Raw genomic sequence first — 12,330 nt, forward strand, 5'->3', positions numbered from 1 at the left:
GCCGCTAACATCAGGGAGCAAGCTCCCATCTGTCCGCTCGACTTGCATGTATTAGGCACGCCGCCAGCGTTCGTCCTGAGCCAGGATCAAACTCTCCGATAAAGTAGTTTGACTGACTACGCACATCGCTGTGCGATTTATTTAAAAATGAATTAACAGGTACGTTTTGTCTTGTTTAGTTTTCAAAGAACTTTGTGTGCTTCTCTCGAAGCGACTACTTAATAGTAACATTTTTAGTTAACTAGGTCAACACTTTTTTTTAAAAGTTTTACTAGTCATGTTTGTATCTTTTAAAAGACAACAGAAATGATTATACCATAATTTTTATGACTGTAAAGGGGTATGGACACAAAAAAGCGCAGCTGTTTCAGCTGCGCTTTTCCTCACACTTCTTCTTGTGTTTCTTCTTGCTCATCTTCTTCGTTTTTTTCTACTAGTGCTACTGTAGCAACATGCTCTTCTTCTGCCATTCTGATGAGGCGTACACCTTGAGTGACACGTCCGGTAGTTGAGATGTCATCGATGTCCATTCTAATGAGTACACCGCTGGCTGTAATAATCATTAGATCCTCTTCACCTTTAGTAGCTTTCACTGCTACTAATTGGCCGTTGTTCTCAGTGATTTTCGCTGTTTTGAGTCCTTTTCCGCCCCGGCTTTGGGTTCTATACTCTTCAGCAGGAGTTCGTTTTCCGTAACCTTTTTCAGTTACGATAAGGACATGTGATTCTTCCTCTAATATCTCCATGCCGACAACAACATCGTCATCGGTCAGGGTGATGCCTTTTACGCCTGCCGCAGTTCTTCCCATTTCCCGGACATCTGTTTCAGGGAAACGGATCAGCAATCCATTTTTCGTTCCGATGATAATTTGTTTTGTACCGTCAGTTAGACGTACACCCATCAATTCATCATCCTCACGAAGACTCAGAGCGATCAGGCCATTGTTGCGGATATTAGCAAACTGAGACAGCGAAGTTCGTTTTGAAACCCCGTGCTTTGTTGTGAAGAAAAGGTAAAGATCCGCATTGAATTCAGTGACTGGAATAATCGCGTTAATCCATTCACCCTTTTCTACCTCCAGCAGGTTAATAATCGGGATTCCTTTTGCTGTTCTGCCATACTCAGGGATTTCATACCCTTTTGCACGATACACTTTCCCCTTGTTCGAGAAGAAGAGAATCGTGTCATGAGTTGAAGTAGAGATCAAATGTTCAACGAAATCATCTTCGTTTGTTCCCATTCCCTGTACGCCTTTTCCGCCCCGTTTTTGACTGCGGTAAGTTGATGCAGGGAGACGTTTAATATATCCGTTGTGTGTCAGAGTCACTACGATATTTTCTCTCTCAATGAGATCTTCATCTTCAATTGTCTCTAATCCAGAAGTGACGATCTCGGTACGTCTTTCATCGTTAAAACGCTCTTTGATTTCCGTGAGTTCTTCACGGATGATCTCAAGCACTTTATATTCGTTTGCCAAGATGTCTTTTAGCTCTCCAATTAGTTTAACTAGAGATTGGTATTCTTCTTCGATCTTTTCACGTTCCAGTCCTGTTAAACGCTGCAGCCTCATGTCGAGGATCGCTTGTGCTTGCTTCTCTGTCAGTGAGAATTGTTCAATTAAACCTGTTCTCGCGATCTCAGCCGTTTGGGAATTACGGATAAGGGAAATAACTGCATCGAGATGATCCAGAGCTACTCTCAAACCTTCCAAGATGTGAGCTCTCGCTTCCGCTTTACGCAATTCATAAGCAGTACGGCGTCTGATCACGACTTTTTGATGGTCAAGGTAATGCTCCAGACATTGCTTTAGATTTAAAACTTTTGGCTGACCGTCAACAAGTGCAAGCAGGTTGATACCAAAAGATGTTTGTAGAGCAGTTTGTTTGTACAGATTGTTTAGAATAACATTACCATTGGCATCGCGTCTGATTTCAATGACAATTCTCATACCTGTACGATCTGACTCATCACGCAGATCTGTGATGCCCTCTATCTTCTTGTCCCTAACGAGATCAGCAATTTTCTCGATTAATTTCGCCTTATTTACTTGGTAAGGTAACTCTGTAACGATAATTCTTTCTTTACCTGAAGATGTTTGTTCAATCTCAGCTTTTGCCCGGATCGTGATAGAGCCTCGGCCAGATTCGTATGCTTTCCGGATACCGCTGCGTCCCAAGATTTGACCCGCAGTCGGGAAATCAGGACCCGGAATGACTTCCATCAGCTCCTGGATTGTAATGTCCGGGTTCTCACTGACCGCAAGTACACCGTCAATGATTTCCCCAAGCTGGTGCGGAGGAATGTTTGTTGCCATACCTACCGCAATCCCGGCAGCACCGTTCACGAGCAGATTCGGGAACCTTGAAGGCATAACAACCGGTTCTCTTTCTGACCCGTCATAGTTGTCCTGATAATCGATTGTGTCTTTTGTAATATCTCGAAGAATTTCCATCGAGATTTTAGACATTCTTGCTTCTGTATAACGCATGGCAGCCGCTGAGTCTCCGTCAACAGAACCGAAGTTTCCGTGACCGTCAACGAGCATGTAACGATAGTTGAAATCCTGCGCCATTCTGACCATGGATTCATATACCGCTGAATCACCGTGCGGGTGGTATTTCCCGATAACTTCTCCGACGATACGCGCAGATTTTTTATAAGGCTTGTCACTCGTCATGCCCAAATCATTCATTGCGTATAAAATCCGTCTGTGAACCGGTTTTAAACCGTCACGAACATCTGGAAGAGCACGGGACACAATAACGCTCATTGCATAATCCAAGAAGGACGTACGCATTTCCTGACTGATATTTATTTCACGAACTTGTGGTGTGTTTTGTTCACTCATTAAAAAACCTCCCTGAAGTATCACATGAAATATGTGGGAGTAGATTGTCCATTATGATCTTCAATACGATTTCACTATTCTCCATTATATCAATAAACTTATGATTATACACATTAAATTGCTAGAATATATAGGTATTACGAGCTTTACTGAGTCTGGTCTCGTTCAGAAAAAAGCCTTATTTCTTATTGGAAATAAGGCTTTTTATATTAGATGTCAAGATTTTTAACGTATCTCGCATTCGCTTCTATGAAGTTTCGGCGCGGTTCTACTTTGTCGCCCATCAGCATTTCAAATGTCTCATCCGCATCCATTGCATCTTCAAGAGTTACCTGAAGGAGCGTTCTAGAGCTTGGATCCATGGTTGTCTCCCATAGCTGGGTGGCATTCATTTCACCAAGACCTTTATAGCGCTGCAATCCAGGCTTAGGCGTTTGAGGAAGAGTTTTTAACAGTTCTTCAAGCTCCTTGTCATTGTATGCATATTCAACACGTTTTCCCTGTTGAACCTTGTAAAGCGGCGGCTGCGCAATGTACACATAGCCATTTTCAATAATTTGGCGCATATATCTGTAAAAGAACGTTAACAGCAGTGTTCTGATGTGCGCGCCGTCAACGTCGGCATCTGTCATAATGACAACTTTGTGGTAACGGGCTTTCTCCAGGTTGAAATCTTCCCCGATACCCGTGCCGAGCGCTGTGATCATAGAGCGTACTTCGTTGTTAGATAGGATTTTATCCAATCTGGCTTTTTCAACGTTCAGGATTTTACCTCTAAGCGGCAAAATGGCTTGGAAATGTCTGTCGCGGCCTTGTTTAGCAGATCCTCCGGCAGAGTCACCCTCTACGATATATAACTCGGAGATGCTCGGGTCTTTTGAAGAGCAGTCCGCTAACTTACCTGGAAGGTTTGAAATTTCCAAAGCACTCTTGCGGCGTGTTAATTCACGCGCTTTTTTTGCAGCCATTCGTGCTCTCGCTGCCATTAAACCTTTATCGACAATTTTTTTGGCCGCATCTGGATTTTCCAGCATAAATGTTTCCATTGCCGCAGAAAATAACGTATCGGTAATTGTCCGCGCTTCTGAGTTGCCTAGTTTTGTTTTCGTTTGGCCCTCAAACTGCGGATCAGGGTGTTTGATTGAAATAATCGCGGTCAGTCCTTCTCTTACGTCATCTCCGCTTAAGTTTGGATCATTTTCTTTAATAAGCCCTTTTTTTCTGGCGTAATCGTTGATAACACGAGTCAGACCCGTTTTGAAACCAGCTTCGTGGGTACCGCCTTCATACGTGTTAATGTTGTTTGTAAACGAGTAAATGTTGCTTGTGTAGCTGTCATTGTATTGCAAAGCCACTTCAACCGTAATGCCGTCCTTTTCGCCTTCAATGTAAATCGGTTCTTCATGGACTACTTCTTTAGAACGGTTTAAATACTCTACATAACTTTTAATTCCGCCTTCGTAATGGTACTCATTTTTGCGCTCTTGTCCTTCACGTTTATCTTCAATCGTGATGTTGACGCCTTTTGTCAAAAAGGCTAATTCGCGCACGCGGTTAGCAAGCAGATCATAATCATACACAGTTGTTTCTGTGAAAATCTCAGGATCCGGGATAAAATGTGTAGTCGTTCCTGTATGATCCGTTTCGCCAATGATTTCAAGGTCTGCAACCGGAACTCCGCGTTTATAAGTTTGGCGGTGGATTTTACCGTCACGGTGTACCGTCACATCAAGCTCCGTTGAAAGCGCGTTTACAACTGACGCACCTACACCGTGTAATCCTCCGGACACTTTATAACCGCTTCCGTCAAATTTTCCTCCGGCGTGAAGCACTGTCATAATGACTTCTACCGCAGGACGGCCCATTTTTTCCTGAATACCGACTGGAATACCGCGGCCATTATCTGTCACCGTGATGCTGTTGTCTTTTTCAATTTGAATGTTGATATCCGTACAATACCCGGCGAGGGCTTCGTCAATACTATTGTCGACAATTTCCCATACCAGGTGGTGAAGGCCTTTGCTGTTTGTTGAACCGATATACATCCCCGGTCTTTTACGAACAGCTTCCAATCCCTCTAGAACCTGTATCTGATTTTCATCATAACTGTTTTGCTGCTGTTCCATAGCCACGTCATTCACCTACACTTTTCTTAACGATATATTCTGATAAAAAATTTCTAAGAATCTATTTCAAACATAAATTGCGCACGTTTTTTTAATGTGCTGGAAGATAAGGGAGAGTAATATATATTCTGAACCGTGACTACGATAGATTTGGGCGTGCCGTTTACGGAAGGCACCACCTTGTGTTTCTGTTTTTTCAGAAATTCTTCAACAATAGGCGACATGTTGGCTTTAAAGTCAAAAATGCCGACAATATCTCGTGTTGAAACCACAAAGTCATCACCTAAATGAATATACAATTGCCCACCTCATTTCTTCACTTCACTAACGCACCGTTTTGCACACGGAACATTCCTGCTTGACGTAAGGTTTCGTGATCAATGCCATCAACGCTTGTCGTTGTGACAAACGTTTGTACACGGCCTTGGATCGTATGAAGCAAGTGTGACTGGCGATAATCATCCAGCTCACTCAGTACATCATCCAATAGTAAAATGGGATATTCTCCGATTTCTTCATGGATCAGGTCAATTTCCGCCAGCTTAAGGGACAATGCCGTCGTTCGCTGCTGTCCTTGAGAACCATACGTCTGCACATCGCGTCCGTTCACATAGAAAAGAACATCGTCACGATGAGGCCCTGACAGCGTAACACCGCGCTCGATTTCTTTTTCTCTTAATTTAGAAAACGCTTCTTGATAGCTATCTCCTATTTTCGACAAGTCTTCAGGATCTGATACCTCAAGAGCCGTATGGTACTTTAGGATCAGCTCTTCTAACCCTCTTGAGATGCCCGCATGAATTGGCTGCGCCCATTTTTCGAGCTGTGCTGTAAACTGCAGGCGTTTTACGACGACTTTTGCCGCAACTTCCACAAGCTGATCGGTCAAAACATCGAGCATCGTTCTGTCAGTTTGTTTTCTTGTTTGCAGCTGCTTCAAAAAATGATTTCGCTGAGAAAGGATTTTCTGGTAAAGAGAAAGGTCATACAGGTAAACAGGAGAAACCTGTCCGATTTCCATGTCAAGAAACCGCCTTCTCACTTGAGGGCTTCCCTTTACAAGATTTAAATCTTCAGGCGCAAACATGATGGTGTTGAGGGCCCCGACATACTGGCTGAGCTTTTGCTGTTCAATATGATTGACCTTGCCCTTTTTACCCTTTTTGGAGATGACGAGCTGCATCGGGATCGCCCCGTTTTGCTTCATCACTCTTCCCTCTATTTTAGCATAGTCTTTGTCCCACCGTATAAGTTCTTTGTCATTTGATGTCCGGTGCGATTTCGCCATGGACAAGACATAGATCGCCTCCATGAGGTTTGTTTTCCCCTGGGCGTTTTCTCCGATGATCACATTTACTTTATTTTCAAATTGCAGTTCGGCATGGTCGTAGTTGCGGTAAGATGTCAGTTCTAAGTTCTGGATATACAATCAGTATCACCCGCTTTAATTGACGACTTGAAATGAACCAAATCCTTCAATCTCTACCACATCTCCAACATACAGCTTTCTGCCGCGGCGGTTGTCCGGCTCGCTGTTCACAAGCACTTCATGCTCGCTTAAAAACCACTTTGCCATACCGCCTGACTGAATCACATCGGCTAATTTCAAGAATTGTCCGAGTGTAATCATCTCTGTATCAATTGAAATCGGATTTGCCATTATATCGACCTCTTTCAAATATCACTAATATCTAATTGTACTAAAAAAAAACGAATTAGGGAAAGGGAAAACTTGTCGGAGCAGATACCGAATAGAAAAGCTGCCGAGCGGGTCGGCAGCAGTGTATCGGATTAATAGGTTCTGACAGGAAGGATAAGCTGTACAATCGTTTCATCATTCGGCGTGCGAATTAAGAAAGGTCTCATTGCCCCTGTAAAGCTTACGCGTATTTCTGCTCCTTCAAGCACCTTTAGTGCATCCAGCATATATTTTGGACTAAATGAGATATTTAATTCCTCACCTTCAATTTGATCTGCAAGAATTGCTTCCACAACTTTACCGATTTCTGGTGAGTTAGACGAAATCTCAATGGATTCAGCAGGTTTTGCAGAAAGCTTCACCACGTTGTTGCGTCCCTCTCTGGCTAAAAGAGATGCACGATCAATCGCCTGAAGGAATTCTTTAGTGTTCACGATGATTTCGGTTTTGCTGTCTTGCGGAATCAGGCTGGTTGTATCTGGATAATTTCCGTCCAGAAGCCGTGAGAAGAACAAGACGTTTTTCGCTTTAAACAGAACTTGGGTTTCTGTAATGACGATATCTACAAGTTCTTGGTTATCATCCAAAATCTTGCTGAGTTCAGTTAAGCTTTTTCCCGGAATCACGACGTTATAAGATCTGTCTTCTGGAATATCAAGTTTCGCTTTTCTTAATGCGAGACGGTGACTATCCGTCGCAGTGCATAATAATTCACTTCGCTCCACTTTCCAGTTTACACCTGTCAAGATGGGGCGTGTTTCTGAGGTGGACACCGCGAATACTGTTTGTCTGATTAGATTTTTTAACAAATCAGTTGGAATTTGAATCGCATGATGCTCTTCGATCTGCGGCAAGTGCGGATACTCATCAGCATCAAGCCCGTTTAGATTAAATTCAGCTTTGCCAGAACGGATAATCGTCAAATACTGATTTTGCACTTCGATTTCTACAGTTGCCATCGGCAGTTTTTTTACAATTTCACTAAAGAAGCGGGCTTGTAAAACGATGCTTCCGGGCTGTTCTATTGTGACGATTTCCTTATCTCCTTCTTCTTTAGGAATGAAGGATTCAATAGAAATATCTGAATCGCTTCCTGTAAAGGATACGCCATCATCTGATGCAACAATTTTAATACCAGTCAAAATGGGAATCGTTGTTCTGGATGAAACTGCTTTTAATACATCTTGGACACTTTCAACAAGACGATCTTTTTGAATCGTGAATTTCATTTTTATCCTCCTAACGGATAATGTATTAATATATATATTTTTAAAAAATAGTAGAAGTAATAGTAGGGCTTGTGGATTTGTGGATAAGTTGTGAAAAAGACAGGAAACACAGCCTATCCACATGTGGACAGACTGTGCATGACTTCTGAAAAGTTATTCACACTTTCCCCGAATAATCCCCGGACCTGCTATTTAAGCTGTTCTTTAATTTCTTTTACATGCTGCTGAAGCTGTTCATCGTCTGCCAGCAGTTTTGAAATTTTTTCGTGCGCATGAATAACGGTCGTATGGTCACGGCCTCCAAACTCTTCACCGATTTTAGGAAGAGAGGAATCAGTCATTTCCCTTGATAAGTACATGGCGATTTGACGCGGGAAAGCTACTGATTTCGTCCGTTTTTTTGCTTTGAAATCCTCGAGTTTAATATTAAATTGCTGGCCTACTACCCTCTGAATTTCTTTTATCGTAATGACTTTCGGTTTTGAAGAAGGAATAATATCTTTCAACGCCTCGGCGGCCAGATCAGCATTAATATCTTTATTAATTAAGGATGAGTAAGCAACAACTCTGATTAATGCTCCTTCAAGTTCCCGAATATTGCTGTCGATTTGATTTGCGATGTAAAGCATAACCTCGTTCGGAATATCGAGCCCTTCCGCTTTGGCTTTTTTTCTTAAAATCGCAATTCTCGTCTCCAAATCAGGCGGCGTGATATCTGTAATCAGGCCCCATTCAAAACGTGAACGCAATCTGTCTTCAAGTGTCGGAATTTCTTTTGGCGGTCTGTCACTTGAAATGACGATTTGTTTGCTTTCTTCGTGCAATGTGTTAAATGTATGGAAAAATTCTTCCTGGGTCTGTTCTTTCCCCGCTAAAAATTGAATATCATCTATCAAAAGCACATCAACATTTCGATAGCGATTGCGGAAATCGACGGCTTTATTATCTCGGATAGAGTTGATGAATTCGTTTGTAAATTTCTCAGAAGACAGATAAACCACTTTGGCAGAAGGATTATGATCTATTACATAATGGCCGATTGCATGCATTAAGTGTGTTTTCCCTAAGCCGACGCCCCCATAGATAAATAAAGGGTTGTATGCTTTCGCGGGTGCTTCCGCTACCGCAAGAGAAGCTGCGTGTGCAAATCGGTTTCCAGATCCGATGACAAAAGTATCAAAAGTATATTTTGGATTGAGCATATTTTGGGGAAAATCAGATGTTTCTTCTTTAACCGCTTTTTTGACTTGCGGTTTCGGCATGAAGTCTTCAACATCTTGATTTTGAGGAATGACAAACTTAATGCTCAATTCTTCCCCGGTTAACTCATATATAGTATCTGCAATAAGATGCAAGTATCTGGACTCCAGCCAGTCTCTGGCAAATTCATTAGGAGCAGTGATCGTCAATGTATCTCCCTGCAGTGAGTGGGCTTTAGTTGATTTCATCCAAGTCTCGAAACTCGGTTTGCTCAACTTTTTTTCGATTTGAGCAAGGGCTTGATTCCACAGGTCTAATATATTTTCCATCTTCCGGCACGTCCCTCCTTTTCATAGAAAATGGTGTCTTTCTCTGTTATAGAACACAAAAAAAGAGCAAATGGCGCTTGCCATTCGTACACATTAAATGTTGAAAACATATAATATAGTAGATAAATAGCTTTTCGACAAATTTCACAACATGTGGACAACCTTCTACACAAGCTGTGTGAAAACAATCCACAACTTATCCACACTTTGTGGATAAAGAGGAAAGGTGAGATTAGTAATCAAGAGTTAAAACACAAATATAATACCAGAATAAACGAGAGCTTGCAATGGTTGTCACAATCTTATCCACAAAGCGGACAACCTGTTGAAAAAATCTTGTCCACAGGGGTTGGTAATGTGAAAATGTTGTCGATAACCTCTGTGGATATTAAAAAAAGGCGAAAAAGATATCCACATTCATGATTTTAGGGGGAAATTGTTTGGATTCGACTTTTTTTCGTTAAATTAAGGAATCTAAAAAATAAGGTTTCGAAAGTTGAAAAGGTATGGTATCCTATTATGGTTGCAAGAAATAAAAGCACTAGTGAAGTTGACAATGAATAGGTAACGCAAATATAATAAGTAAGACTGTCTTTAACAGCTATTCCTCGAGGGAGGTGTCATAAATGAAAAGAACATTCCAACCGAATAACCGTAAACGCAGTAAAGTTCATGGCTTCAGAAGCCGTATGAGTTCAAAAAACGGTCGTCTAGTTTTAGCACGCCGTCGCCGCAAAGGCAGAAAAGTATTATCAGCTTAGGCCACTGAATAATGTCAGTGGTCTTTTTTCACGTTATGGGAAAAGATAGATGTGATGCGTAAGGAACCGGGGCATGCTTCCTGGTTCTGATGCATCTCATTGTCATCATACATTTTTAAAAGTTTCTGCCAGCCAGTATCGGAGTGAGTCAATTGAAGAAGCGAAATCGTTTAAAGAAAAATGAAGACTTTCAAAAAGTGTTTAAGCAGGGGACATCCGTAGCGAACCGCCAGTTTGTCTTATATACGCTAGATCAGCCTGAAAACGATGAGCTGCGTGTCGGGCTTTCCGTCAGCAAAAAAATTGGCAACGCTGTGATGCGAAATCGGATCAAACGTTTGATTCGGCAGGCCTTTCTTGAAGAGAAAGAGAGACTGAAGGAAAAGGATTACATCATTATTGCCAGAAAACCGGCGAGCCAGCTGACATATGAGGAAACGAAAAAAAGTCTGCAGCATCTATTCAGGAAGTCTTCTTTATATAAGAAATCCTCGTCAAAGTAGGCATTGCCACTGCTTTCTTACAACTTTTAAAAGCGCTTCCTTTCTGGTTGATCAGAAAAAGACACCATTTAAAACTGAAAGATGCTAAAATACATACAAGTATGCTTTGCAATAAAAGAGTGTAGAGATTAATTATAGGAGGAAATGTTGTTGAAAAGGAGAATAGGGTTGCTATTAAGTATGGTTGGCGTATTCATGCTTTTGGCTGGATGCTCGAGTGTGAAAGAGCCGATCACTGCAGATAGTCCGCATTTTTGGGACAAGTACGTAGTATATCCATTGTCTGAGCTCATTACGTATGTAGCGAAATTGACGGGAGATAACTATGGACTTTCAATTATTCTTGTTACCATTTTAATTCGTTTATTAATTTTACCGCTGATGATTAAGCAGCTGAGAAGTTCGAAAGCGATGCAGGCTTTACAGCCGGAAATGCAAAAGCTTAAAGAAAAGTACAGCTCAAAGGATCAAAAAACACAGCAAAAGCTTCAGCAGGAAACAATGGCTTTATTCCAAAAGCATGGTGTCAATCCGTTGGCGGGATGTTTCCCGATTTTAATCCAGATGCCGATTTTAATTGGATTCTATCATGCGATCATGAGAACGCAGGCGATTTCAGAGCATAGTTTCTTGTGGTTTGACTTAGGAGAAAAAGATCCTTTCTATATTCTTCCTATCGTTGCCGGTGTCGCTACATTTGTTCAGCAAAAGCTGATGATGGCGGGCAATGCGCAGCAAAATCCGCAAATGGCGATGATGCTTTGGATTATGCCGATTATGATTATCGTATTTGCGATCAACTTCCCGGCGGCACTTTCTCTTTATTGGGTAGTCGGTAACTTGTTTATGATTGCGCAAACTTTCCTCATTAAAGGACCTGATATTAAAAAAGATCCTGAACCGCAAAAAGCTGGAGGAAAGAAAAAGTGAGGAATGTGACTGCTGCAGGGCGAAATGTCGATGAAGCAGTACAATCCGGGTTGCGAGAGCTGGAATTAACGAAGGATAAGGTTGAAATTACCGTTATTGAAGAGGGAAACAAAGGGTTTCTCGGTATTTTCGGTAAAAAGCCGGCGGTCGTAAAGCTGGTTGAAAGGATTGATCCGATTCAGCAAGCGAAGTCTTATCTTCAGACGATTGCCGAAGCCATTGCAGGGAAGTCTGATGTGACTGTTCAAGAAAGCAAAAAGACAGTACGTTTCCATATAACAGGTGAAAAAGCGGCATTGTTGATTGGGAAAAGAGGACAAACCTTAAATGCTCTTGAAACTTTGACGCAGCTTGTCCTTAACCGTAATCCAGGCCAATATAAAAATGTGACGGTAGATGCAGAAAACTATCGTTTAAAAAGAAAAGATACACTGAGCCAGCTGGCCATCAGGCTTGCAGACCAGGTTTTGAAAACGAAAAAAGCAGTACATCTGGAACCTATGCCGTCCAGTGAAAGAAAAATCATTCATGATACTCTTTCTGGATATGCAAATCACCAGATCAAAACGTATTCAATGGGTGAAGGTGAAAATCGCCATCTCGTTATTTCCCATAAAAGATAGCATAAAACCGAAGTCCGGTAAAAATCGGATTTCGGTTTTTTTGTATGAGAAAAGTCTATTTTTCCTAGTAATATCAAGCTT

General features: G+C 41.7%; 11 protein-coding genes and 1 rRNA gene. 4 read left to right on the forward strand and 8 right to left on the reverse strand.

Going from position 1 to position 12,330, the window contains the following annotated elements:
- The 8 genes from KHQ79_RS12280 to dnaA all read right to left on the reverse strand — a co-directional run.
- A 16S ribosomal RNA gene (locus KHQ79_RS12280) occupies positions 1-102 on the reverse strand; the annotation flags it as partial.
- A 281-nt stretch (positions 103-383) separates the two neighbouring features.
- The gene (gene gyrA / locus KHQ79_RS12285; RefSeq protein ID WP_003236661.1) at positions 384-2,849 is read right to left on the reverse strand and encodes a DNA topoisomerase (ATP-hydrolyzing) subunit A; all 2,466 of its coding nucleotides are present in this window, start codon (positions 2,847-2,849) and stop codon (positions 384-386) included.
- Positions 2,850-3,058: 209 nt separating this feature from the next.
- Positions 3,059-4,975: a DNA topoisomerase (ATP-hydrolyzing) subunit B gene (gyrB, locus tag KHQ79_RS12290; protein ID WP_003236659.1), complete on the reverse strand. Its 1,917-nt coding sequence runs from the start codon at positions 4,973-4,975 to the stop codon at positions 3,059-3,061.
- A 53-nt stretch (positions 4,976-5,028) separates the two neighbouring features.
- Positions 5,029-5,274, reverse strand: coding sequence for an extracellular matrix regulator RemB (gene remB, locus KHQ79_RS12295; protein ID WP_003219266.1), 246 nt, complete (start codon positions 5,272-5,274; stop codon positions 5,029-5,031).
- Positions 5,275-5,291: 17 nt separating this feature from the next.
- Positions 5,292-6,404: a DNA replication/repair protein RecF gene (recF, locus tag KHQ79_RS12300; protein WP_225515369.1), complete on the reverse strand. Its 1,113-nt coding sequence runs from the start codon at positions 6,402-6,404 to the stop codon at positions 5,292-5,294.
- A 15-nt stretch (positions 6,405-6,419) separates the two neighbouring features.
- Complete coding sequence (gene rlbA, locus KHQ79_RS12305) at positions 6,420-6,635, reverse strand: ribosome maturation protein RlbA (protein WP_003236655.1); 216 nt, start codon at positions 6,633-6,635, stop codon at positions 6,420-6,422.
- Between the two features lie 131 nt (positions 6,636-6,766).
- A complete protein-coding gene (gene dnaN, locus KHQ79_RS12310; protein WP_225515371.1) occupies positions 6,767-7,903 on the reverse strand; it encodes a DNA polymerase III subunit beta in 1,137 nt (378 codons plus the stop codon).
- Positions 7,904-8,091: 188 nt separating this feature from the next.
- A complete protein-coding gene (gene dnaA / locus KHQ79_RS12315) occupies positions 8,092-9,432 on the reverse strand; it encodes a chromosomal replication initiator protein DnaA (RefSeq protein WP_003236652.1) in 1,341 nt (446 codons plus the stop codon).
- A gap of 626 nt (positions 9,433-10,058) precedes the next feature.
- Here dnaA and rpmH point away from each other — a divergent pair.
- The 4 genes from rpmH to jag all read left to right on the forward strand — a co-directional run bounded on the left by rpmH (position 10,059) and on the right by jag (position 12,249).
- On the forward strand, positions 10,059-10,193 hold the full coding sequence (gene rpmH, locus KHQ79_RS12320; RefSeq protein ID WP_003178075.1) for a 50S ribosomal protein L34: 135 nt from the start codon (positions 10,059-10,061) through the stop codon (positions 10,191-10,193).
- A gap of 152 nt (positions 10,194-10,345) precedes the next feature.
- The gene (gene rnpA, locus KHQ79_RS12325) at positions 10,346-10,696 is read left to right on the forward strand and encodes a ribonuclease P protein component (RefSeq protein WP_003236647.1); all 351 of its coding nucleotides are present in this window, start codon (positions 10,346-10,348) and stop codon (positions 10,694-10,696) included.
- A gap of 144 nt (positions 10,697-10,840) precedes the next feature.
- On the forward strand, positions 10,841-11,626 hold the full coding sequence (gene spoIIIJ / locus KHQ79_RS12330; RefSeq protein ID WP_080010902.1) for a YidC family membrane integrase SpoIIIJ: 786 nt from the start codon (positions 10,841-10,843) through the stop codon (positions 11,624-11,626).
- Positions 11,623-12,249: an RNA-binding cell elongation regulator Jag/EloR gene (jag, locus tag KHQ79_RS12335; RefSeq protein ID WP_003236644.1), complete on the forward strand. Its 627-nt coding sequence runs from the start codon at positions 11,623-11,625 to the stop codon at positions 12,247-12,249. The genes spoIIIJ and jag overlap by 4 nt, the downstream gene beginning before the upstream one ends.
- The last annotated feature ends 81 nt before the right edge of the window (positions 12,250-12,330 follow it).

Origin of the sequence: Bacillus sp. TSO22, from assembly GCF_020223595.1 — a bacterium.
Lineage (GTDB): Bacteria > Bacillota > Bacilli > Bacillales > Bacillaceae > Bacillus > Bacillus inaquosorum.

Bases quoted from the DNA above. Each gene is read 5' to 3' on its own strand.
- gyrA (WP_003236661.1), bottom strand. From the start codon at position 2,849: ATGAGTGAACAAAACACACCACAAGTTCGTGAAATAAATATCAGTCAG.
- rpmH (WP_003178075.1), top strand. From the start codon at position 10,059: ATGAAAAGAACATTCCAACCGAATAACCGTAAACGCAGTAAAGTTCAT.
- gyrB (WP_003236659.1), bottom strand. From the start codon at position 4,975: ATGGAACAGCAGCAAAACAGTTATGATGAAAATCAGATACAGGTTCTA.
- dnaN (WP_225515371.1), bottom strand. From the start codon at position 7,903: ATGAAATTCACGATTCAAAAAGATCGTCTTGTTGAAAGTGTCCAAGAT.
- spoIIIJ (WP_080010902.1), top strand. From the start codon at position 10,841: ATGTTGTTGAAAAGGAGAATAGGGTTGCTATTAAGTATGGTTGGCGTA.
- rlbA (WP_003236655.1), bottom strand. From the start codon at position 6,635: ATGGCAAATCCGATTTCAATTGATACAGAGATGATTACACTCGGACAA.
- dnaA (WP_003236652.1), bottom strand. From the start codon at position 9,432: ATGGAAAATATATTAGACCTGTGGAATCAAGCCCTTGCTCAAATCGAA.